Source organism: [Muricauda] lutisoli (nom. illeg.) (genome assembly GCF_017313105.1).
In the GTDB taxonomy this organism is placed as follows: Bacteria; Bacteroidota; Bacteroidia; order Flavobacteriales; family Flavobacteriaceae; genus Flagellimonas; species Flagellimonas lutisoli.
In genome coordinates this window covers 1117651-1141606 of the sequence record NZ_JAFLND010000001.1, presented here as the reverse complement: position 1 = coordinate 1141606, position 23956 = coordinate 1117651, and the positions used below count along the sequence as shown (strand labels likewise).

Sequence of the window (23956 nt, the reverse complement as noted above, 5' to 3'; positions counted from 1 at the left end):
AACTTTGGTAAAAACCAATAAGCTTAATGTTTTCAACGATCCAATTTACGGTTTTATTGGAACTCCCAACGAACTAATTTTTAGTCTGATCTCGCACCCTTACTTTCAAAGGCTGAGACGAATATCCCAAATGGGGCTGTCCTATTTGGTATATCCCGGAGCGCACCACACTCGATTTCATCATGCGCTGGGCAGTATGCACTTAATGACCAAGGCCATACAGGTTTTAAGGTTAAAGAAAATTGAAATCACACCAGAGGAAGAAAAGGGGTTGTTGTGTGCTATTTTGCTGCACGATATTGGTCATGGACCATTCTCACATGCGCTTGAAGGTTTTGTAGCTGAGGATATCAGTCATGAACAGATTTCTTTGAAATTCATGAAAGAGCTGAACAAGGAATTCAATAGACAGTTGGATCTGGCCATTTCCATTTTTCAGGGAGATTACGCGAAACCATTTTTAAATCAATTGGTGTCCAGTCAATTGGACATGGATCGTTTGGATTACCTTAAACGGGATAGTTTTTACTCAGGGGTTACCGAAGGAAACATTAATTCCGACCGGTTAATTTCCATGCTTAATGTAGTGGATGGCACTTTGGTGGTGGAAGAGAAGGCTATTTATGCCGTAGAGAAGTTTTTGATGGCCCGTAGATTTATGTATTGGCAGGTATATCTTCACAAAACAGGTTTGGTCGCAGAGCAATTGCTTGTCCGAATTATGCAGCGAGCAAGACTATTACTGAGTAAAGGCGATAACTTGGAGGGTAGTCGACCATTGTTGTTTTTTCTACAACAAAACGGTACTTTAACCTTTGATGCTGAAGTTTTAAAAACTTTTGCCGAACTTGATGACATCGATATTCTTGGCGCCCTGAAAAGTTGGCGATTTCATGATGATTTTGTGCTTTCCAAGCTGTGTGAGATGTTGTTGGACAGAAGATTGCTTCATGTAAAGGTGAAAAAGAGACCACTGACCACTGAAAAATTGAATGAGAAACTTGATTGGATCATAGACAAGTACGGCCTTTCCGTGGAGGATGCTTCAAATTTTGTGTTTCAAGGTGAAATATCGAACAAGGCATACAGTAAAGACGAAGCCATTAGAATTTTAAAAAAGAACGGTAAAATTTCAGATGTTTTAAAAGAGTCGGACCAGCTTAGCTTAAAAGCATTGGCAAAAACCGTTACCAAATATTATAGCTGCTATCCGAAGAAAGCCGTTTAACAAATTTTGTTACTTTTGCACCAATGAAATTTACAGCTACCCAAATTGCCGGAATCTTAGAAGGGGAAGTTGAGGGAAATCCTCAAATCGCTGTCCATAAATTGTCCAAGATCGAGGAAGGTGAAAAAGGATCATTGACCTTTTTGGCAAATCCAAAATACACATCTTATATCTATTCCACCAAGGCATCCATAACTATTGTAAACAAAGATTTTGTTCCTGAACAGTCCGTTTCTACCACACTGATAAAAGTGGATGATGCATATAAATCTTTCTCCAAATTACTGGAATACTACAATCAGGTTAAAAATAACAAGGTAGGGATGGAGAACCCTTGCTATATTTCCGAAAGCGCCAGCTACGGAGAAGCTTTTTACCTTGGTGCCTTTGCCTATTTGGGGGAGAACGTGAAAATTGGCAACAATGTAAAGGTATATCCCAACGCTTATATTGGAGACAATGTGAGTATAGGCGATAACGTTATTGTCTTTGCGGGTGCCAAAATATATTCCGAGACCATTATTGGCAACAATTGTGTAATCCATGGAGGAGCGATTATCGGAGCAGATGGATTTGGATTCACACCGAATTCGGATGGCGAGTACAGCAAAGTACCACAGACCGGTAATGTTATTATAGAAGACAATGTAGATGTGGGTGCAGGAACCACAATTGATCGGGCAACATTAGGTTCTACCATTTTAAGAAAAGGTGTTAAGTTGGACAATCAAATCCAGATAGCACATAACGTTGAAATAGGCGAACATACCGCAATTGCTGCACAAACAGGGGTTGCAGGCTCTACTAAAATCGGAAAAAACTGTCTGATCGGGGGTCAAGTCGGTATTGTAGGCCATATCACTATAGGTGACAGGGTCCGCATTCAGGCCCAATCCGGAATCGGAAGAAACGTAAAAGATGATGAAGTACTCCAAGGATCGCCAGCATTGAACTATGGGGACTTCAACAAATCATATGTACACTTTAAGAATTTGCCGAAATTGGCAAATCAAATCTCCAACATAGAAAAAAGAGTTGAAGGTGAGCAAACCAAGTAACAAACAACGCACCATAGCAAAAAAGGTAACGCTACAAGGTGTAGGACTGCATACAGGGGAACAGGTAACCATGAGTTTTCTTCCTGCGGACGAGAACCACGGTTTTGCGTTCAAAAGAATTGATTTGGAAGGTGAGCCCATAATCGAGGCAGATGCCAATTATGTGGTAAATACCCAACGCGGGACCAATTTGGAAAAGAACGGTGTTAAGATACATACCTCGGAACACGTGCTTGCTGCACTTGTGGGGTTGGACATCGATAATGTATTGATTGAACTCGATGCTCCAGAACCTCCCATTATGGACGGTTCTTCCAAATTTTTTGTGGAAGCACTGGAAGAAGCAGGTATCGTGGAACAGGAGCAAGAGCGGGAAGAATATGTGGTAAAAGATGTGATTTCCTATAAAGATGAAACAACAGGAAGTGAAATCACCATCATACCTGCCGATGAATATCAAGTAACGACCATGGTGGATTTCGGGACCAAAGTTTTAGGTACCCAGAACGCCACTTTGGAGAAAATGTCCGACTTTAAGGAACAGATTGCGGATTCCCGTACCTTTAGTTTTCTTCATGAATTGGAAATGTTGCTGGAAAATGGCCTGATCAAAGGGGGGGACCTAAACAATGCCATTGTGTATGTGGATAAGGAAATATCGGAATCCACAATGAAAAAACTGGAAAAAGCCTTTGGCAAAGAGAAGCTATCTGTTAAGCCAAACGGTATTCTGGATAACTTGACCCTGCACCACCCCAATGAAGCTGCACGGCACAAACTGCTGGATGTAATCGGAGATCTGGCCTTGGCCGGAACCCGTATTCGGGGTAAAGTCATTGCCAACAAGCCAGGACATTTTGTGAACACCCAGTTTGCGAAAAAACTATCCAAAATCATTAAAATAGAGAAAAGGAACAAGGTTCCCAGTTATGATTTAAATCAAGAGCCATTAATGGACGTGAATGAAATCATGGCTAGGTTGCCTCACCGCCCTCCATTTTTATTGGTGGATAAAATTTTGGAACTCTCCGACACCCATGTAGTGGGAGTGAAAAATGTGACCATGAACGAACCGTTCTTCGTGGGCCACTTTCCCGGAGCTCCTGTAATGCCAGGTGTGTTGCAGGTGGAAGCCATGGCTCAAACAGGAGGTATTCTTGTGCTGAGTACAGTTCCGGACCCGGAAAACTATCTGACTTTCTTTATGAAGATCGACAAGGTAAAGTTTAAACAACAAGTAGTTCCCGGGGATACTTTAATATTTAAATGCGATTTGATTTCTCCCATCCGAAGAGGAATCTGCCACATGCAAGCTTATGCGTATGCCAATGGGAAATTGGTATCCGAAGCCGAGTTGATGGCCCAAATCGTGAAAACAAAAAATACAGATTCGTAGATGAACCAACCATTAGCATATGTACATCCAGGGGCCAAAATTGCCAAAAACGTGGTAATCGAGCCCTTCACCACAATACACAACAACGTCACTATTGGCGAGGGCACGTGGATTGGTTCCAACGTAACCATTATGGAAGGCGCCCGTATCGGGAAAAACTGTAGTATTTTCCCCGGCGCAGTAATTTCCGCAATGCCACAAGACTTAAAATACCAAGGCGAGGATACCACGGTCCACATTGGGGACAATACCACTATTCGTGAGTGTGCTACCATCAACAAAGGTACTTCCGACCGCATGAAAACGGTGATCGGAAACAATTGTTTGATCATGGCCTATTGTCACATTGCACACGATTGCTTAGTGGGTGATGGTTGTATTTTCAGCAACAATTCAACCTTGGCAGGACACGTTACCATTGGTCAAAATGTAGTTTTGGCGGGAATGGTTGCCGTGCACCAGTTTGTATCCATTGGAAACCACGCTTTTGTAACAGGCGGTTCCTTGGTTCGTAAAGATGTACCTCCGTACGTGAAGGCAGCAAGAGAGCCTCTTTCGTATGTGGGCATTAATTCAATTGGATTGCGAAGAAGAGGTTTCGAATCCGACAAAATTCGTGAGATTCAAAATATTTACAGACTACTATATCAACAAAACTATAATAATTCCCAAGCGGCATCCATTATTGAAGCTGAGATGGAGGCAACTCCGGAGAGAGACGAAATCCTTCAATTTATAAGAGATTCGCAGCGTGGAATTATGAAAGGTTATTTTAGTTCAAATTAAATTTATGGCAAGTACTTCTGATATAAGAAAAGGATTGTGCATTAGGTACAACAACGATATCTACAAGATTGTAGAGTTTCTTCATGTAAAACCAGGTAAGGGACCAGCTTTTGTCCGTACAAAATTAAAAAGTGTGACTACCGGCAAGGTAGTTGACAATACATTTTCTGCAGGTCACAAAATCGAGGATGTTCGTGTAGAGACACGTTCCTATCAATTTCTATACAATGATGGGGAAACCTACCACTTTATGAACACGGACGATTACACCCAGATCGCTTTGCAAAAAGATGCTTTGGATGCTTCCGACCTGTTGAAAGAAAGTGAAGTGGTGACAATTATATTCAACGCAGAGGACAATATGCCCCTTTCCGTGGAAATGCCAGCAAGTGTGGTATTGGAAGTAACCCATACCGAGCCGGGCGTAAAAGGGAATACCGCTACAAATGCTACCAAACCAGCTACTGTGGAGACAGGAGCAACGATCAATGTACCGCTTTTCATCAATGAAGGCGACAAAATTAAAATTGATACGGAGAAAGCAGCCTATTTGGAACGTGCCAAAGAGTAGCCTACATGAAATTCCCTAAAACCTATACCTTAAAAGAAATATCGGAAATCATTGATGCCGATTTTGTGGGGGATGATGCTTTCCCGGTATTGGGCATGAATGAAATCCATGTAGTGGAAGAAGGTGACATTGTATTTGTGGATCATCCCAAATATTATGACAAAGCCCTGCAATCCAAAGCTACGGTGGTACTCATCAATAAAGAGGTAGAGTGCCCCGAAGGCAAGGCATTGCTGGTTTCGGACGATCCTTTTAGGGATTTCAACAAACTGACCCGTTATTTCAAACCTTTTGAAACGGCAGCCTCTTCCATTGCTGATTCAGCCCAGATAGGCGAGGGGACCATTGTTCAGCCCAACGTTTTTATCGGGAACCACGTGAAAATCGGTAAAAACTGCGTAATCCATCCGAACGTGACCATTTATGATGGATGTTTGCTTGGCGATAATGTAATTATCCATGCAGGAACCGTTTTGGGAGCGGATGCGTTCTACTACAAAAACAGGCCCGAAGGCTTTGATAGATTGCTTTCCGGAGGAAACGTCGTTATCGGGGACAATGTGGATATCGGAGCCGGATGCACCATTGATCGAGGAGTAACCGGTTCAACCACTATTAAGGAGGGTGCCAAATTGGACAACCAAATCCAAGTGGGGCACGACACCGTCATCGGAAAAAAATGTTTGATTGCATCCCATGTGGGAATTGCAGGTTGCTGCGTTATTGAGGATGAAGTCACCCTTTGGGGACAAGTAGGTATCACAAGTGGGGCCACAATCGGTAAAAAAGCGGTGATCTTGGCACAATCAGGTATTTCAAAATCACTTGAAGGGGGCAAAACCTATTTTGGTTACCCGGCCGAGGAAGCACGTGAAAAACTCAAACAAATCGCATCTATCAAAAAGATTCCAGAAATCTTGAAAAAACTGAAAAAGATTTAAGAAATCAATAGAAAAAAACTTTAGTAAACCATATTTTTGTATCTCTACATTAAGTTAAATATATGAGCGTCTTAGTAAACAAGGATTCAAACATAATTGTACAAGGATTTACAGGTAGTGAAGGAACCTTCCATGCCGAACAAATGATTGAATATGGAACCAACGTAGTTGGTGGTGTGACCCCAGGTAAAGGTGGTCAAGAACATTTGGGAAAACCAGTTTTCAATACAGTGGAAGATGCTGTAAAAGAAGTTGGTGCCGACACCACTATTATTTTTGTTCCACCCGCATTTGCTGCGGATGCCATTATGGAAGCTGCCGATGCAGGAATCAAGGTGATCATAACCATTACCGAAGGTATTCCCGTAGCGGATATGGTAAAAGCCAATGATTATATCAAGGATATGGACTGTACATTGATCGGTCCAAACTGTCCAGGTGTAATTACCCCAGGTGAGGCCAAAGTTGGTATTATGCCAGGATTTGTCTTCAAAAAAGGAAAAGTGGGGATTGTTTCAAAATCCGGAACACTTACATACGAGGCTGCCGACCAAGTAGTTCGTCAAGGGTTGGGAATCACCACAGCCATTGGAATTGGTGGTGACCCCATCATCGGAACTACGACGAAACAAGCTGTTGAGCTTTTAATAAATGACCCAGAAACCGAATGTGTTGTGATGATTGGGGAAATTGGTGGTCAATTGGAAGCCGAAGCAGCAAAATGGTACAAAGAAAGCGGTAGTAAAAAACCAGTTGTTGGTTTTATCGCTGGAGAAACAGCACCTGCTGGACGTACCATGGGACACGCCGGTGCCATTGTGGGCGGTAGCGATGATACGGCCCAAGCCAAGAAAAAAATCATGCGGGATTGTGGTATCCACGTAGTGGATTCACCTGCCGAAATAGGCGTAAAAGTTAAGGAAGTGGTTGGGTAACCAACCGTTAAAACCATACTAAATCCCGTTTTATGCGGGATTTTTTTTCGTCTAAACATAAAACAACAACTATATTTGGTTAATAACCATTCAAACACAATCATTGTATGAATGAGCCATGGAAATTTTGGATATCAACCAAGGTTTTAGTTGGCTATTATACCTGACTGTTAAACAAATAAATATCAACAGATGAAACTTTTGGAAGGGAAAAACGTAATTATAACAGGAGCCAGTAGGGGAATTGGCAAAGGAATTGCCCAAGTATTTGCAAAGCACGGAGCAAATGTGGCATTCACCTATAGTTCCAGTGAAGCTCCGGCCTTGGAATTGGAAAAGGAATTGACCGAAATGGGCGTAAAGGCAAAGGCCTATAAAAGTAATGCCGCCAGTTTTGAGGAATCTGAAGCATTAGTGGCCAAGGTTTTAGAAGATTTTGATGGTAAAATTGATGTGTTGATCAATAACGCAGGGATTACCAAGGATAACTTGTTGATGCGAATGGGGGAAGAGGATTTCGATAAAGTAATTGAAATCAACCTAAAATCCGTATTTAATATGACCAAAGCTGTACAGCGCACCATGCTGAAGCAGCGCAAAGGCTCAATTATCAATATGAGCAGTGTGGTAGGGGTGAAAGGTAATGCCGGACAGACCAACTATGCTGCCTCCAAAGCGGGCATGATAGGTTTTACAAAGTCCGTAGCTTTGGAATTGGGATCTAGAAACATTCGCTGCAATGCCATTGCTCCAGGTTTTATTGAAACAGAAATGACCGAGAAGCTGGATGAAAAAACTGTTCAAGGTTGGAGAGAAGGTATTCCTTTGAAACGTGGCGGAAGCCCTGAAGACGTTGCCAATGCCTGCGTGTTTTTGGCTTCGGACCTATCCGACTACGTTACAGGGCAGGTTTTGAACGTTGATGGTGGAATGTTAACATAGATGAATGGAGTTGAGCACGGTATTTTTTATTGTTTTAGCAGTTGCTGCCGCGCTTACGCTTGTCTATTTTCAATACTTCTATAAAAACCCTGGAAAAAAGGGTTCACTTAAGTTTATTTTGGCCGCACTAAGGTTTATTACCTTGTTTTGCGGCCTTTTGCTTTTGATCAACCCAAAGTTCGTCAGCAAGGAGTATTTTGTTGAAAAAGCGAATTTGATTTTGTTGGTGGACAATTCCATCTCTATGGAAGATGCTTCTTCCGAAGAAGAAGTTACCAAAGCTGTGGAACAAATCAAAGGGAATGATGATATTAGCCAGCGGTTTACCATTCATCAATACGGGTTTGGAAATGTCATTGCTGCCACCGACTCTATCCAATTTGATGAAGGAAATACCAATATTTCCAATGCACTCTCTACGTTGAACGATGTTTTTGTTAACGGAAACAATGCCATAGTGCTGTTTTCTGATGGAAATCAAACCCTTGGTAGGGATTACGAATACATTACTCTGAATAAAAATTCAAACGTTCACCCTGTGGTAATAGGGGATACCACACAGTATGAAGATATTTCCGTTGGGCTCATCAATGTCAACAAATATGCTTTTTTGCGGAATAGCTTCCCTATAGAATCCACTATTCGATACCAGGGAAACCGACCGATATCCAGTACCGTAACCGTTTCCATTAATGGGAATAGAGTACATCAAGAACGAATCAAACTTAGCGAAACTAAGAACAGTCAAACTTTGAACACCTTGGTCGAGGCACAGAGCGTTGGCTTCAAGACCATCAAAATTGAAGTAGAGTCTTTGCAAAATGAGCGCAATACTGCCAACAACTCCAAAGAAACCGCCATCGAGGTGATTGATGAAAAAACCAACGTGGCCATCATCTCCGATATGCTGCACCCCGATATTGGAGCGCTGAAAAAATCCATTGAATCCAACGAGCAACGCTCCGTAACCCTTTTAAAACCCACTGCCAGTGAATCTGAATTGGAAGATATGGGATTACTGATCTTATATCAGCCCAACCGTAATTTCAGGAGTGTTTACGAATATCTGAGCAATTCCGGAGCTAATTATTTTACTATCACGGGAAGTAAAACGGATTGGAACTTTTTAAATAGTGTTCAAGAAAGTTTTACCATTTCGGGCAGTGGACAAACAGAAGATATTCTACCCGTTTTAAACAATACCTTCGGGTTGTTTGGCCTTGGTGATTTTACACTGGATGGGTTCCCGCCCCTTAAAGGGACCCTAGCGGATATTCAACTGAACAAGGATAGCGAGATTTTAGTATACCAGCAACTGCAGGGCATCAATTTGGAAAAACCCTTGTTTGCTATTTTAACAGAATCCAATACCAAGGAAGCTGTCCTCTTTGGGGAGGATATTTGGCGCTGGCGCGCACAGGTGTACCGAAATGAGCAAGGCTTTGATACTTTTGATGAATTGATGGGAAATTTAATGGTGTATCTCAGCTCCAATAAACAAAGAAACCGTTTGGAACTGGATTACGAACTGGTTTTTGACAATGCCGGCATGGCCAAGGTCAGAGCCTCTTATTTTGATGAAAGCTATCAATTCGATTCCAATGCCAACATTTCCATCAACATAAAGGGTAAGGAAAACGATTTTTCACGGGTCTCGCCAATGTTGTTGAAAGGCTCTTTTTACGAAGTGGATTTAAGCGATTTGGAAGCAGGGGAATACGAGTTTACCGTAACGGTTCAGGACGAAAACCTCAACCGCTCGGGAACTTTTAGTATAATGGATTTTAATCCAGAAAAGCAATTGATTTCGGCCAATTATAAAAAAATGGAGCGTCTGGCCATCAAAAACAAGGGGCAGGTATATTATTTGGACAAGTTGGAAGAACTACAGACCAATTTATCAACGTCCCAAGAATTCCTTCCCGTTCAAAAGAGCAGAGATAATGTTGTATCTTTAATAGATTTCCGTATTTTACTCGGACTGATAGCACTTTCCTTAACCTTGGAATGGTTTATCAGAAAATATAATGGACTAATATAAAACCATATACTAATGGATAGATTACCAAAGATTGCGTTACCAGCATTGGCAGCGATTATTTTTTTGATTATTATTATTTCAAAATCAGCTATTACCATCGGATCCGGTGAGGCTGGTGTACTCTACAAAACTTTTGGAGGCGGTGTAGTTACCGATGAGCCTCCATTGGGAGAAGGTTTCCACTTGGTGGCACCTTGGAATAACGTCTTTATTTATGAAGTAAGACAACAAGAGGTTTTTGAAAAAATGAAGGTTCTTTCCTCTAATGGACTGGATATTCAATTGGATGCTTCTGCCTGGTTTCAGCCTAAATATGAATTTTTAGGAAAACTCCACCAAGAAAAAAGTGAGCAATACAAAGACCGTATTCTGCTTCCCGCCATTAGATCTGCTGCGCGTAGTGTTGTGGGTAGGTATACCCCAGAACAATTATACTCCAGTAAAAGGGATGCCATTCAGCAAGAGATTTTTGAGGAAACCAAAAACATTGTGGATGGGCAATATATTCAATTGAACGAAATTTTGGTTAGGGATGTAACCTTACCGGCAACCATCAAGGACGCTATTGAACGTAAATTAAAACAAGAACAAGAGTCTTTGGAATATGAATTTAGACTGGTAACGGCAGAAAAAGAAGCTGAAAAAGTTCGAATTGAAGCACAAGGTAAGGCCGATGCCAACCGTATTTTAAGTGCTTCTTTAACGGATAAGATATTACAGGACAAGGGTATAGATGCAACATTGAAGTTGGCAGAATCCCCAAATGCCAAGACAGTGATAGTGGGATCTGGAGATAGTGGATTGCCACTAATCTTGGGAAATAACTAAATTCCCCTTTTTTGATATAAAAATATGTTCTATTTTTGAACTATCATGAGAAACAAAAACACACATCATCATTTTTATACTTGCCCTCAAGCGAGATAGAAATGTATTGTTGTTTTTAAAATATATTCTAACCCGTTTGAGAAATCAAACGGGTTTATTTTTTGTACCCCTTTTGGTTTTTTCAGACAAAACGATTGAAAAATGACAAAAATTAGAATTGCTGTTCAAAAAAGTGGCCGATTAAACGAGGATTCCCTCGCAATCTTAAAAGACTGCGGCATTTCCATCGACAATGGGAAGGATCAGTTGAAAGCTACCTCCCGAAACTTTCCTTTGGAAGTATTTTATTTACGTAATGGGGATATCCCCCAATATTTAAGGGATGGGGTAGTGGACATTGCCATTATCGGTGAAAATGTTTTGATTGAAAAAGGAAAGGATATTTCCATTGCAGAACGTTTGAATTTTTCCAAATGCCGTGTTTCACTCGCTGTACCAAAGAGTGTAAACTATAATTCCATCAAGGATTTTGAAGGTAAAAAGATAGCCACTTCGTACCCGAATACGGTCAAGGAATACTTGGCCGCAAAAGGTGTGACAGCTGATTTGCACATTATCAACGGTTCGGTGGAAATTGCTCCAAATATTGGCTTGGCTTATGGAATTTGTGATATTGTTTCCAGTGGCAGTACACTCTTTAAAAATAATCTGAAAGAAGTGGAGGTAATGCTGAAAAGTGAGGCCGTATTGGCGGTATCGCCTACCATTTCTGAAGAGCGCAAGGAACTGTTGAAGAAAATCCAGTTCAGGATCAAGTCAGTGTTACAGGCTCGCCAGAACAAATATGTTTTGATGAATGCCCCAAACGACAAACTGGATAAGATCATCTCCATACTTCCGGGAATGCGAAGTCCCACGGTCTTGCCTTTGGCAGAAGAAGGGTGGAGCTCCGTGCACACCGTCATCAACAGGGAGACCTTTTGGGAAGTTATCGATGAGCTGAAAGCAGCTGGCGCGGAAGGAATTTTGGTTTGTCCAATTGAAAAAATGGTATTGTAATGCAACGTATCAACTATCCACAACAAAAGGAATGGGAGGACATTTTAAAGCGCCCTACCCAGACCGTTTCCGATATTGAGGAGATTGTAAACAGTATCTTTAAAGAGGTGCAAGCAGATGGCGATGCCATCATCAAAAAATATACAGCTCAATTTGACAAGGTTTCATTAGATTCCCTTTTGGTGACAAATGCCGAAATTGAAAGGGCCAACGAAACCGTTTCCGATGCCTTGAAACAGGCCATAATGCTCTCTAAATCAAATATTGAGAAGTTTCATGCTGCGCAAATAACATCAAAAGTTGACGTTGAAACCATGCCCGGTGTGAAGTGCTGGCAAGAGAAACGTCCCATTAACAAAGTTGGGCTTTACATTCCCGGGGGCACAGCACCACTGTTCTCAACCATTTTAATGTTGGCCATTCCGGCCAAACTTGCTGGGTGTAAAGAAATTGTACTTTGTAGTCCACCAGACAAAAATGGCGATATCGATCCAACGATTTTATATGCGGCCCAATTGTGTGGGGTAACGCAAATATTTAAGGTTGGAGGCATCCAGGCCATTGCGGGAATGACATTTGGCACGGAGAGCATTCCGAAAGTGTATAAAATATTTGGCCCTGGGAACCAATATGTGACCGTTGCAAAGCAATTGGCCACAAAACATGGCGTGGCAATCGATATGCCTGCGGGTCCAAGTGAGTTATTAGTGGTAGCGGATGACTCAGCCAATGCAGCATTCGTAGCCTCGGATTTGCTTAGTCAGGCCGAGCATGGTGCAGATAGCCAAGTGATTTTGGTTTCTACATCAGAAAACTTGGTTGAAGCGGTTGAAAAAGAAATTGAAAACCAGTTACAACAGCTGCCTCGAAAAGAAATTGCCCGGAAATCCGTTGGCAACAGCAAGCTGATCCTGGTCAAAGACGACCAAGAAGCTTTGCAACTCATCAACGAATATGGTCCGGAACACTTTATTGTTTGTGTAGAAAATGAGGCATTTTATATAGAGAACATCCAAAATGCAGGTTCGGTTTTTATTGGAAACTATACCCCGGAAAGTGCAGGCGACTATGCATCGGGGACCAATCACACCTTGCCGACCAATGGCTACGCGAAACAATACAGCGGTGTAAATCTGGATAGTTTTATGAAGAGTATGACCTTTCAAAAAATATCCGAAAAAGGCATCCAAGGCATTGGAAGTGCTATTGAGTTGATGGCCGAAGCCGAAGGATTGCAAGCACATAAAAATGCAGTGACCCTTAGATTAAAAAGTTTGAAATAATGGAAGGTTTTGATCTAAATAAATTGGTCAGGGAGTCGGTTCTTATGCTGCAGCCGTACTCTTCGGCACGGGACGAGTATGTTTCCGATGGCTCTGAGATGATATTTTTGGACGCCAATGAAAACCCGTTTGATAATGGGGTCAACCGCTACCCAGACCCATACCAACGAAGCTTAAAATCGCTTTTGTCGGAACAAAAAGGAGTATCGGAAAACCAAATTTTACTGGGCAATGGCAGTGACGAGGTACTGGATTTGATTTACCGGGCATTCTGTGAACCGAATAAGGATAACATCATCACTTTGCCGCCCACTTACGGAATGTATAAGGTGCTGGCAGGCATCAATGCAGTGGAGAACAAAGAAGTATTGCTAACCTCTGATTTTGAACCCAACGTGGATGAAATTTTAAAGGCGGTGGATTCCAACTCCAAATTGCTTTTTATTTGTTCGCCGAACAACCCCACGGGAAACTCTTTCAAAAAAGAAGGAATTCAAAAATTACTGAAATCCTTTAAAGGTTTAGTGGTCATTGATGAGGCCTACATCGATTTTTCAAAAGATGAAAGTTGGTTGTCGCAACTCAACAAGTACCCTAATTTAATCGTGACCCAAACCTTGTCCAAAGCTTATGGATTGGCAGGTATCCGGTTGGGAATATGCTATGCATCCGAGGAAATCATTGGTGTTTTAAATAAAATCAAGCCTCCATATAACGTCAATCAATTAACGCAGCAACGGGCTTTACAGCGTGTATTGAACCAAGATTTGGTCAATCAAGAGGTGCAACGGATTCTCAACGAAAGAGCAGATTTGATCAAAGCATTGCGCCGTTTGGACTTTGTGGAAGTTTTATATCCAACCGACGCCAATTTTGTATTGGCCAAGGTGGACGATGCCAACAAACGCTACGAACAATTATTAAAAAAACAGGTTGTGGTGCGTAACCGAAGTACACAGCCACTCTGTGAAAACACACTGCGGTTTACCGTTGGCACACCAGAGGAGAACAAAAAATTGATAGCCATTTTAAAAGAATTGAACTAATGGGCAAAAAAGTACTATTCATTGATCGTGATGGAACCATCATCAAGGAGACTGCCGATGAGCAGATAGACGCCTTTGAAAAAATGGTTTTTTATCCCAAGGCCTTTACCTATTTGGGCAAAATTGCCAAGGAACTGGATTATGAATTGGTGATGATTACCAACCAAGATGGGTTGGGTACCGATATTTTTCCAGAGGATACGTTTTGGCCCATACACAACTTCATCATCAAATCTTTTGAAAATGAAGGAGTGGTGTTCGACAATGTTTTTATCGACAGGACATTCCCAAAAGACAATGCAGACACCCGTAAACCAGGAACCGGCATGCTGACCTCTTATTTTTCCGAGGAATATGATTTGGAAAACTCCTTTGTGATCGGTGACCGTTTGACCGATGTGGAATTGGCCAAAAACCTTGGCGCCAAAGGAATATTCATTAACGATGAAACTCATTTGGGTACAGGGGAAATCACTGTAAAACGTGAAGAATTGGATGACCATATCGCTCTGGAAAGCAGTGATTGGCAGAAAATCTACGAGTTCCTGAAATTAGAGAACCGGTTAGCGGAAATATCAAGAAAAACAAATGAGACCGATATTCAAATCAAGATAAACCTAGATGGAACCGGAAAAAGTGACATCAACACAGGTCTGGCCTTTTTTGACCATATGCTGGACCAATTGGCCCGGCACGGTCAAATGGATTTGGATATCAAGGTAGTTGGCGATTTAGAGGTGGACGAACATCATACTATCGAGGATACCGCTATTGCTTTGGGCGAGTTGTTTTCCAAAGCATTGGGCAACAAATTGGGTATAGAGCGCTATGGTTTTGCTTTGCCAATGGATGATTGCCTAGCACAAGTAGCCATTGACTTTGGCGGACGTAATTGGTTGGTCTGGGACACCGAATTCAAGCGTGAAAAAGTAGGGGATATGCCCACGGAAATGTTCATGCACTTTTTTAAATCCTTCACGGACGGTGCCAAAGCCAATTTGAATATCAAAGCCGAAGGCACGAACGAACACCATAAAATCGAGGCCATCTTCAAGGCATTTGCCAAGTCCATTAAAATGGCAGTAAAACGGGATGCGGAAAAAATGGTATTGCCATCAACTAAAGGGATGTTATGAAAATTGTAATAATCGATTACGGAGCAGGCAATATTCAAAGTATCATGTTTGCCATAAAGCGGCTAGGATACAAAGCTGTTTTAAGTAACGATGCCGAAGAAATTAAAAATGCCGATAAAGTTATCTTTCCTGGAGTGGGGGAAGCGAGTTCCGCGATGGCCAAATTGAAAGCAACCGGATTGGATAAGGTGATTCCAACCCTGAAACAACCTGTTCTGGGCATTTGCTTGGGCATGCAGCTCATGTGTCATTCATCCGAAGAAGGAAGTACAGAGGGGTTGGGTATTTTTGATTTGGATGTGGTAAAATTCTCTAATAAAGTAAAGGTTCCTCAAATTGGATGGAACCAGATTTCAAATTTAAAAAGTGAGCTGTTCACAAACATTGCTGAGAAATCCTATATCTATTTGGTACATAGTTTTTATGCTCCGATTGGACCGGAAACAATTGCTAGTTCGGAATATGAAGTGAATTATAGTGCTGCTTTACAGAAAGGCAACTTTTATGGAGTCCAGTTTCACCCTGAGAAGAGCAGCGATGTGGGCAGTGAAATATTGAAGAATTTTTTAACCCTTATCTGACATGGAATTCCATATTTCAACGGAGAAGGATAAATTGGATATCCAAAAGGTTCATCAGCAAGTTTCGTCTACATATTGGGCTGAAAACAGAACCATGGAAGAAACGATGATGACTATTGAAAAAAGCATTTGTTTTGGCATTTATAATGAAGAAGGCGAACAAATTGCTTATGCCAGAATTATTACAGACGGGCTGATTTTTGCCTATATTATGGATGTCGTTGTTTTTGACCCGTACAAAGGCAAAGGGCTTGGCAAAAAATTGGTGCAACATATTTTGGATCGCCCCGATGTGAAAAATGTTAACACAGTTGCCCTTAAAACAATGGACGCCCACAGTTTTTATAAAACTTTAGGGTTTAAAAGCGTAGGCAATTCAAAAATGTGGATGTCGATAGAACGAGTAAAATATGATTAGAAAATGAGATTGATACCGGCCATAGACATCATTGACGGAAAATGTGTTCGTCTTTCCAAAGGTGATTACAACACCAAAAAAGTATATAACGAAAATCCGTTGGAAGTCGCCAAGGAATTTGAGGCCCATGGTATCCAATATTTGCATTTGGTAGATTTGGACGGTGCTAAATCCAGACATATTGTCAACCATAAAGTTTTGGAGACGATTGCATCTAAAACCAGTTTGCAAATCGACTTTGGTGGTGGTTTGAAATCCGATAAAGATCTACATATCGCTTTTGAAAGTGGAGCACAGCAAATTACGGGCGGAAGCATTGCCGTAAAAGACCGAGAAACCTTTCTGGGCTGGTTGTCATCATATGGATCCGAGAAGATAATTCTGGGTGCTGATGCCAATAATGAAAAAGTTGCAGTTTCGGGTTGGCAAGAAGAATCAGATTTGGACCTTATTCCTTTTGTTCAGGATTATCAATCCGAAGGTGTCCAATATGTTATCTGTACCGATATCAGCAAGGATGGCATGTTACAGGGTCCTGCTTTCGACTTGTATCAAAAAATGTTATCCGAAACCAAAAAAGGCTTAAATTTAATTGCCAGTGGTGGTATATCCACCTTTGACGAACTCCCCAAACTTGCCGAAATTGGTTGTGAAGGAACAATCATAGGAAAAGCTATTTATGAAGGCAAGATCAGTTTAAAGCAATTGGAACGTTATATTCTTGAAAATGGATAAGGAAAAAGAACTTCAGGAAGAATTGGTATGGAATGCGGGATACCGCATGAATGAAAGCCTGCGCATGATTAAAATTTGTTTGGAGCAGTTATCGGAGGAGCAGGTTTGGGAGAAACCTAACGAATCGAGCAATAGCATTGCCAACCTCATTCTTCATTTATGTGGAAACATTACCCAATACGGAATTGCATCCATCCAAAATTCGGAAGATGAACGTAAACGGGATGAAGAATTTTCAACTGAATCCGGCTACACCAAGGAAGAACTCATAAAAAAACTCGAGGACACCATATCCGATGCCAAAAGGGCATTTTATGATGCTCCGCTCAAAGAACTTTTACGTAAAAGAAATGTTCAGGGCTTCAACTTTTCCGGTGTCGGTAACATTGTTCATGTTACGGAGCATTTATCCTATCACACAGGTCAAATAGCACTTTGGACCAAAATTTTAAAGAACAAGGACCTTGGGTTTTATGGAGACGTAGATCTTAACGTCAAGAATGAAACTAAAAACTAATGCTTACAAAAAGAATCATACCCTGTCTCGACATTAAAAACGGACGGACTGTAAAAGGAATTAACTTTGTGAATCTACGTGATGCGGGAGACCCGGTGGAACTGGCATCCATTTATGCCAAAGAAGGTGCGGATGAATTGGTGTTCTTGGATATTTCAGCAACCGAGGAAAAGAGAAAGACCTTGGCCGAACTGGTCTATCACGTAGCAGAGAGCATCAATATACCCTTTACGGTGGGAGGAGGAATTTCATCTGTGGAAGATGTAGATATTCTCCTGAAAAACGGGGCAGATAAAGTTTCCATCAACTCTTCAGCAGTAAAAAGACCCGACCTTATTAATGAATTGGTGGCCAAATTTGGTTCGCAATGTATCGTTGTGGCCATTGATGCCAAACAGGTTAACGGACAATGGAAAGTCCATTTGGTAGGAGGAAAGGTCCCCACAGAACTAGATCTTTTTGATTGGGCCAAAGAAGTGGAAGAACGGGGAGCGGGAGAAATTTTATTTACTTCCATGGACCACGATGGTACCAAAAATGGTTTTGCCAACAAAGCTCTGGCGGAATTGTCGGACTTGGTAAACATTCCCGTAATCGCATCAGGTGGAGCGGGGACCATAGCACACTTTACCGATACTTTTAAGGATGGAAAGGCTGATGCGGCTTTGGCTGCCAGTGTTTTTCATTTTAAGGAAATTGAAATCAATACACTCAAAAAAGAATTAAAGGAAGAAGGAATCCCTGTGCGAATATAAAATTCACATCTCGATGCTCCTTAGTCTGCACTCAGGATGACATCTCGATTTGACAGCTTAAGAAAGATTTACAATGCAAATAGACTTCAATAAAAATCCGGACGGTCTTGTGCCGGCCATAGTTCAAGATGCAAGCACCAAAAATGTGTTGATGTTGGGTTATATGAACCAAGAAGCGTTCGAAAAAACCAAGAAAACCCAAAAAGTCACCTTTTTTAGCCGTACCAAACAACGTTTATGGACAAAAGGCGAGGAAAGCGGTAACTTTTTGAACCTTGTGGATATGCAAATAGATTGCGACAACGACACGCTTTTGGTAAAAGTTAACCCTGTTGGACCAACCTGCCACAAAGGAACTGATACCTGTTGGGCCGAGGAAAATGTTCAAGGATATGGTTTTCTATCAACTTTGGAAGGAGTCATCCAATCCAGAAAGAACGACCAAGAGAATCCAGATAGTTATGTTGCTTCGCTATTTAGAAAGGGCATCAACAAAATAGCCCAAAAAGTAGGGGAGGAAGCTGTGGAAACGGTGATAGAAGCCAAAGACGACAACGAGGAACTTTTCCTGAACGAGAGCGCAGACTTACTGTTTCACTACCTGATTTTGTTGCAGGCGAAAGGCTATTCATTGAGCGATATTGCCCAAGTACTGGAAAAGCGACATTAAACAAATCCGTTAAGTTTTTTCTAAACGTTTAGCCTTTACAGCGAAATACCGTAAATTTATGTAATGGCTATGAACACAAGAAAAGGGTTTCGTTTTACCAATTACGAGGCGCCGGACCAAACTCCGTTCGAAAAACTCTTTGAGATTTTTCAGGAACTTGTTACCCACACTTCGGGTGATGTGGAGGAAGCTCTGGATTGGCTCCGTGAATTGGACAAGGAATACGAACTTACCGACGATGATTACACCATTGATGATTTTATAGAAGACCTTAAGTCCAAAGGATACATCCGCGAGGAATTTGACATGGATGGTCCACAAGGAGGCGAAGGCGAAGAGGGTGACGAAACTGGTAGAGGCGGAAATCTTTCCGTTACCGCCAAGTTGGAGCGAATACTCCGCCAACGAGCCTTGGACCAAATTTTTGGAAAGATCAAGCGAAGTGGTTCTGGTAACCACAAAACAGGGAAATCCGGTAAAGGCGATGAACATACAGGTGAGTTCCGTGAATACCGTTTTGGGGATTCGCTTGAGCATATCAGTATGACGGAAAGTCTCAAAAATGCCCAGGTGAACCATGGGTTGGATAACTTTTCCTTGAGTGAAGAGGATTTGGTGGTGGAAGATACACAGTACAAGGCCCAGATGAGCACCGTATTGATGATCGATATCAGCCACAGTATGATCTTGTATGGCGAGGACAGAATTACACCTGCCAAAAAAGTGGCGATGGCACTCGCTGAGTTGATTACGACCCGTTATCCAAAGGATACCTTGGATATTTTGGTGTTCGGAAACGATGCCTGGCCCATTCCCATCAAAGACCTGCCTTATTTAAAAGTAGGGCCATACCATACCAATACAGTAGCAGGATTACAGCTCGCAATGGACATGCTGCGTAGAAAGCGGAACACCAACAAGCAGATTTTTATGATCACGGACGGAAAGCCATCGTGCTTAAGGCTTCCGAATGGAGATTATTACAAGAACAGTGTAGGATTGGATGAATATATCGTTGAAAAATGCTACGCCATGGCCCAACAGGCCAGAAAACTTCATATTCCCATAACCACCTTTATGATTGCAGAAGACCCATATCTGATGCAATTTGTACGTGAATTTACCAAAGCAAACAAAGGGAAAGCCTTTTACACAGGACTTAAAGGTTTGGGTGAAATGATTTTCGAAGACTATGAACAAAACAGAAAAAGAAGAATAAAAGGATAACACAACATATGAAATTGGACCACACCAACATTAAAACACTAGGTGAGCTTAAATCAGCTGGTTATACAAGTAAGAGCATTAAAGACGAACTCAGGGAAAACCTTTTGGAGAAAATATCCAAGGGAGAGCAGGTGTTCGAAGGTGTTTGGGGGTACGAGAACTCCGTGATACCAGAGTTGGAAAGAGCTATCTTATCCCGTCATAATATTAATTTATTGGGTTTGCGAGGACAGGCAAAAACACGCTTGGCCCGTTTAATGGTGCAGCTGCTGGATGAATGGATGCCTATTGTGGAAGGCTCTGAAATCCATGATGACCCATTGGACCCGATATCTCGATATGCTATGGAACTCATTAAGGAAAAGGGAGATGATACTCCCATAAGTTGGGTACATAGAAGCGAGCGTTTTTATGAAAAGTTGGCTACGCCCGATGTTACGGTAGCGGATTTGATAGGCGATGTAGACCCGATCAAAGCGGCCAATCTTAAATTATCCTACGCAGATGATCGTGTTATCCATTTTGGAATGATTCCAAGGGCCAACCGTTGCATTTTTGTGATCAATGAGCTCCCTGATCTTCAAGCAAGAATTCAAGTGGCTCTGTTTAACATACTGCAAGAAGGTGATATACAGATTCGAGGTTTTAAACTTCGTTTGCATTTGGATATTCAGTTTGTGTTTACCGCGAACCCTGAAGATTACACCAATAGGGGAAGTATCGTAACACCGTTGAAAGACAGGATCGGTTCACAAATTTTGACCCACTACCCTGAGAGTATCGAGATAGCCAAGAAAATTACCAAACAAGAAGCGCAACTCGATAAACGTCAATCTGATTTTGTATATGTGCCTGAAATTGCGATGGACCTGTTGGAACAAATCAGTTTTGAGGCTAGAAACAGTGAATATGTGGATGCTAAAAGCGGTGTAAGTGCACGTATGAGCATTACGGCTTTTGAAAATTTATTGAGTACTGCCGAACGCAGAGCCATAGTAGCTGGTGATAAAAAGACCGCCGTTCGTTTAAGCGACTTTATGGGAGTTGTGCCATCCATCACGGGAAAAATTGAGTTGGTATATGAAGGAGAGCAAGAAGGAGCAGGTTCCGTAGCGGAGAATTTGATAGAAGATGCTGCAAAATCCCTGTTCCCGAATTTTTTCCCCAAAATCGATAAACTCCAACGAAAGGAAGAAGAAAATGAATATGATGAACTGATCAGTTGGTTTTTTGATGGAGAAGGCTTTGACCTTTTGGACGATGAAAAAGAAGCGGATTACAAATCCAAACTGGATTCTATCGGCCCACTCAATAACCTCATAAAAGAATATCAACCAGAAGTATCGGAAGAAGACGCCTATTTCTTGAAAGAGCTATTGCTTTGGGGATTGGTTGCCCACAAAAAACTGAGCAAGCATCGTTTTCAGCAGGGTTATCAGTTCAAGGACCTCTACGGAAGTTACATCCGAGGACTATAAACTATTGCCAAATATTTAGATTGTCGTTGTAGTTTTCAAAATTGTAGATGCCAATATATCGCTTTCTCAGCCAAAAAGTGTAAAGCGTCAGAATTGGCAATATACTGTAAAGGACCAACGAAAGGGTAGCTATTGGTTTAAAGGTAGCCGGTATTACATGTTCATCAAAGACATTTATGGAATTCAATACAACAGCACTGTCGTAAATTTTAAAGAGATAAACAATCATAATAACATAAAGGATATACTCTATATTTCGCATTTTTGGGTCTGGAAGTTCATCCTCGGAAATCTTGAACCAAATAACATACATGTAGATAAAATGAACTGAAGTAAGTAACGGAAAAATATAGTTGTCTGCTTTTAAAAAGTAAAATTGATTGGTATAAACACCATAAAAGCTCAGTACAGCAAGGGTTAGCAAAACTAATGCACTAGCCAATATGTTTCTTTTCCAGGTGATGATTTTAGAAATGTTATTCATGTCAAATTTAGATTTGGGACTAATATTTGATATAAAGAACGAGCTTTTTAAAGCACTATTTTAAAGAAATCGATGACCTGCGAACTATGTTGGATAATGCGAAAAATCCGACATGAAACCCTAAAAAACCGACACGAAATAAAATCTTGATTAATCGAATAAATCAGAGGATAAATAACGATCGCCACGATCACAAACTATGGAAACTATGGTGCCGCTTTCCAATTTTTCGGCAAGTCGTAATGCTACAGTTGCAGCTCCTCCGCTGCTCATTCCAGCAAATATACCTTCTTCTTTCGCCAATCTTTTTGCCATTTCTACGGCATCTTTTTCACTGACCTCCATTACGGTATCCACTTTTTCCGGATTAAAAATTTTAGGAAGGTATTCTTTTGGCCATTTACGGATTCCAGGGATTTTGGAATTATCGGTGGGTTGAACACCAACAATTTGAACATTTGGGTTTTGTTCCTTTAAATAAGTGGATGTACCCATAATAGTACCTGTTGTTCCCATGCTGGACACAAAATGGGTGATTGCACCTTCTGTATCTCTCCAAATCTCTGGACCCGTGGTTTTGTAATGTGCCTTCCAATTATCATTATTGGAAAATTGATTCAGCATTTTAAAACCTTCATTCTTGACCTTGGCCTCTGCATAATCCCGAGCTCCTTCAATACCTACATCAGCTGGTGTTAAGGTAACCTTGGCTCCATAGGCACGCATGGTCTGAACGCGTTCTTTGGTAGAATTCTCTGGCATTACCAATTCAATATCAAGCCCAAAAAGACCGGCGATCATAGCTAATCCTATGCCCGTGTTTCCACTAGTGGCTTCTATCAATTTGGATTCCTTGGTAAAGTCACCGCGTTCCAGTCCGCTTTTAATCATATTATAAGCAGGTCTGTCCTTTACACTGCCTCCGGGGTTGTTCCCTTCAAGTTTAAACAGGATTTTTACATTGGGATTGGTATTCAATACTTTGGATTCCACCAAAGGTGTGTTTCCAATAAGATCTAGTATGCTGTTAGACATTTGGGGTAGTCTTTATTTTAATTTCCGGTGTATGATAAACTTTGGAGTTAGGTGGAACAGACGAAGTAATCCAAGCATTACCACCTATAATTGAATTTCTTCCTACCACGGTATCACCACCCAAAATTGTAGCATTGGCATATATGGTTACATTGTTCTCTATGGTGGGATGACGTTTCGTTTTCTCTAAATTCTTTGCTACATAAAGTGCTCCCAAAGTGACACCTTGATAAATTTTCACATTATCATGTATTACGGCTGTTTCTCCAATGACCACACCTGTAGCGTGATCTATAAAAAAGGACTTTCCGATTTTGGCCCCTGGGTTTATATCCACTCCTGTTTGCCTATGAGCGTATTCCGTCATCATTCTTGGTATAAGAGGTACATCCTCTTTATAAAGCTCATGTGCTAAACGATATATGGCGATAGCATAAAAACCGGGGTATGCCATATAAATTTCTTGAATGGACAATGATGCTGGATCACAATTTAGAATGGCTTCGGCATCTAGATTTAGATTTTCCAAGATTTGTGGCAAATGTGATATGTAATTGCCCCACAGTTCCTCATTTGGTTTTTCCAAATCCCAACAAGCCATATCCATAAGCTTATTGAATTTCTTCTCCAACAACTCTAAGTTAATGGCCACAGGGGTATTGGCATCAAATAAAGTATAAAAAAGAGTGTCAGTGAAATCCTCTGTTTCCTGCTTTAACCTGTAATCGAGATAAGGCAGTTTTTTGTGTCTGTTGAGTTCGGCGATAATTTTTTCCTTGTCCATACTACACTATATTGTCTTAAAA

The 23956-nt window shown here is 41.3% G+C and carries 25 protein-coding genes; 22 read left to right on the top strand and 3 right to left on the bottom strand.

What is annotated here, in order from left to right; genetic code table 11:
* Window positions 1-4 precede the first annotated feature (4 nt).
* The 22 genes from J0X13_RS05380 (at window position 5) to J0X13_RS05275 (ending at window position 21631) form a co-directional block, all read left to right on the top strand.
* Window positions 5-1228, top strand: coding sequence for an HD domain-containing protein (locus J0X13_RS05380; protein WP_207070409.1), 1224 nt, complete (start codon window positions 5-7; stop codon window positions 1226-1228).
* A 23-nt stretch (window positions 1229-1251) separates the two neighbouring features.
* Window positions 1252-2286 carry a UDP-3-O-(3-hydroxymyristoyl)glucosamine N-acyltransferase gene (gene lpxD, locus J0X13_RS05375; protein ID WP_207070408.1) on the top strand — a complete coding sequence of 345 codons (1035 nt, stop codon included), beginning with the start codon at window positions 1252-1254 and terminating at the stop codon, window positions 2284-2286.
* Window positions 2270-3682, top strand: coding sequence for a bifunctional UDP-3-O-[3-hydroxymyristoyl] N-acetylglucosamine deacetylase/3-hydroxyacyl-ACP dehydratase (locus J0X13_RS05370; RefSeq protein ID WP_207070407.1), 1413 nt, complete (start codon window positions 2270-2272; stop codon window positions 3680-3682). The genes lpxD and J0X13_RS05370 overlap by 17 nt, the downstream gene beginning before the upstream one ends.
* A complete protein-coding gene (lpxA, locus tag J0X13_RS05365; RefSeq protein WP_207026479.1) occupies window positions 3683-4468 on the top strand; it encodes an acyl-ACP--UDP-N-acetylglucosamine O-acyltransferase in 786 nt (261 codons plus the stop codon).
* A 4-nt stretch (window positions 4469-4472) separates the two neighbouring features.
* A complete protein-coding gene (gene efp, locus J0X13_RS05360) occupies window positions 4473-5039 on the top strand; it encodes an elongation factor P (RefSeq protein WP_207070406.1) in 567 nt (188 codons plus the stop codon).
* Window positions 5040-5044: 5 nt separating this feature from the next.
* Window positions 5045-5980, top strand: coding sequence for a UDP-3-O-(3-hydroxymyristoyl)glucosamine N-acyltransferase (locus J0X13_RS05355; RefSeq protein ID WP_207070405.1), 936 nt, complete (start codon window positions 5045-5047; stop codon window positions 5978-5980).
* Between the two features lie 62 nt (window positions 5981-6042).
* On the top strand, window positions 6043-6915 hold the full coding sequence (gene sucD / locus J0X13_RS05350) for a succinate--CoA ligase subunit alpha (protein ID WP_207026482.1): 873 nt from the start codon (window positions 6043-6045) through the stop codon (window positions 6913-6915).
* 192 nt (window positions 6916-7107) lie between these two features.
* The gene (gene fabG / locus J0X13_RS05345) at window positions 7108-7857 is read left to right on the top strand and encodes a 3-oxoacyl-[acyl-carrier-protein] reductase (protein WP_207070404.1); all 750 of its coding nucleotides are present in this window, start codon (window positions 7108-7110) and stop codon (window positions 7855-7857) included.
* 4 nt (window positions 7858-7861) lie between these two features.
* Window positions 7862-9898: a vWA domain-containing protein gene (locus J0X13_RS05340; protein ID WP_207070403.1), complete on the top strand. Its 2037-nt coding sequence runs from the start codon at window positions 7862-7864 to the stop codon at window positions 9896-9898.
* A 12-nt stretch (window positions 9899-9910) separates the two neighbouring features.
* Window positions 9911-10726: a prohibitin family protein gene (locus J0X13_RS05335; RefSeq protein WP_207070402.1), complete on the top strand. Its 816-nt coding sequence runs from the start codon at window positions 9911-9913 to the stop codon at window positions 10724-10726.
* Window positions 10727-10927: 201 nt separating this feature from the next.
* The gene (gene hisG, locus J0X13_RS05330) at window positions 10928-11785 is read left to right on the top strand and encodes an ATP phosphoribosyltransferase (protein WP_207070401.1); all 858 of its coding nucleotides are present in this window, start codon (window positions 10928-10930) and stop codon (window positions 11783-11785) included.
* Window positions 11785-13068: a histidinol dehydrogenase gene (gene hisD / locus J0X13_RS05325; RefSeq protein WP_207070400.1), complete on the top strand. Its 1284-nt coding sequence runs from the start codon at window positions 11785-11787 to the stop codon at window positions 13066-13068. Before hisG ends, hisD begins: the two co-directional genes overlap by 1 nt.
* A complete protein-coding gene (gene hisC, locus J0X13_RS05320) occupies window positions 13068-14114 on the top strand; it encodes a histidinol-phosphate transaminase (protein ID WP_207070399.1) in 1047 nt (348 codons plus the stop codon). Before hisD ends, hisC begins: the two co-directional genes overlap by 1 nt.
* A complete protein-coding gene (gene hisB, locus J0X13_RS05315) occupies window positions 14114-15250 on the top strand; it encodes a bifunctional histidinol-phosphatase/imidazoleglycerol-phosphate dehydratase HisB (protein ID WP_207070398.1) in 1137 nt (378 codons plus the stop codon). The genes hisC and hisB overlap by 1 nt, the downstream gene beginning before the upstream one ends.
* Window positions 15247-15831: an imidazole glycerol phosphate synthase subunit HisH gene (gene hisH, locus J0X13_RS05310; protein ID WP_207070397.1), complete on the top strand. Its 585-nt coding sequence runs from the start codon at window positions 15247-15249 to the stop codon at window positions 15829-15831. The genes hisB and hisH overlap by 4 nt, the downstream gene beginning before the upstream one ends.
* Before the next feature lies 1 nt (window position 15832).
* The gene (locus J0X13_RS05305; RefSeq protein WP_207070396.1) at window positions 15833-16249 is read left to right on the top strand and encodes a GNAT family N-acetyltransferase; all 417 of its coding nucleotides are present in this window, start codon (window positions 15833-15835) and stop codon (window positions 16247-16249) included.
* A gap of 3 nt (window positions 16250-16252) precedes the next feature.
* On the top strand, window positions 16253-16984 hold the full coding sequence (gene hisA, locus J0X13_RS05300) for a 1-(5-phosphoribosyl)-5-[(5-phosphoribosylamino)methylideneamino]imidazole-4-carboxamide isomerase (protein WP_207070395.1): 732 nt from the start codon (window positions 16253-16255) through the stop codon (window positions 16982-16984).
* Complete coding sequence (locus J0X13_RS05295) at window positions 16977-17501, top strand: DinB family protein (protein WP_207070394.1); 525 nt, start codon at window positions 16977-16979, stop codon at window positions 17499-17501. Before hisA ends, J0X13_RS05295 begins: the two co-directional genes overlap by 8 nt.
* Entirely contained in the window at window positions 17501-18256 is a 756-nt protein-coding gene (gene hisF / locus J0X13_RS05290; protein WP_207070393.1) for an imidazole glycerol phosphate synthase subunit HisF, read from the top strand. Before J0X13_RS05295 ends, hisF begins: the two co-directional genes overlap by 1 nt.
* 73 nt (window positions 18257-18329) lie before the next feature.
* Complete coding sequence (hisIE, locus tag J0X13_RS05285; RefSeq protein WP_207070392.1) at window positions 18330-18926, top strand: bifunctional phosphoribosyl-AMP cyclohydrolase/phosphoribosyl-ATP diphosphatase HisIE; 597 nt, start codon at window positions 18330-18332, stop codon at window positions 18924-18926.
* Window positions 18927-18989: 63 nt separating this feature from the next.
* The gene (locus tag J0X13_RS05280) at window positions 18990-20153 is read left to right on the top strand and encodes a vWA domain-containing protein (protein WP_207070391.1); all 1164 of its coding nucleotides are present in this window, start codon (window positions 18990-18992) and stop codon (window positions 20151-20153) included.
* 8 nt (window positions 20154-20161) lie between these two features.
* Complete coding sequence (locus tag J0X13_RS05275) at window positions 20162-21631, top strand: magnesium chelatase (protein WP_207070390.1); 1470 nt, start codon at window positions 20162-20164, stop codon at window positions 21629-21631.
* 1 nt (window position 21632) lies between these two features.
* Here J0X13_RS05275 and J0X13_RS05270 read toward each other — a convergent pair whose 3' ends face one another.
* The 3 genes from J0X13_RS05270 to epsC form a co-directional block, all read right to left on the bottom strand.
* A complete protein-coding gene (locus tag J0X13_RS05270) occupies window positions 21633-22115 on the bottom strand; it encodes a hypothetical protein (RefSeq protein WP_207070389.1) in 483 nt (160 codons plus the stop codon).
* 150 nt (window positions 22116-22265) lie between these two features.
* Window positions 22266-23150: a cysteine synthase CysM gene (gene cysM, locus J0X13_RS05265; RefSeq protein WP_207070388.1), complete on the bottom strand. Its 885-nt coding sequence runs from the start codon at window positions 23148-23150 to the stop codon at window positions 22266-22268.
* Window positions 23143-23934, bottom strand: coding sequence for a serine O-acetyltransferase EpsC (gene epsC / locus J0X13_RS05260; RefSeq protein ID WP_207070387.1), 792 nt, complete (start codon window positions 23932-23934; stop codon window positions 23143-23145). The genes cysM and epsC overlap by 8 nt, the downstream gene beginning before the upstream one ends.
* Window positions 23935-23956 lie beyond the last annotated feature (22 nt).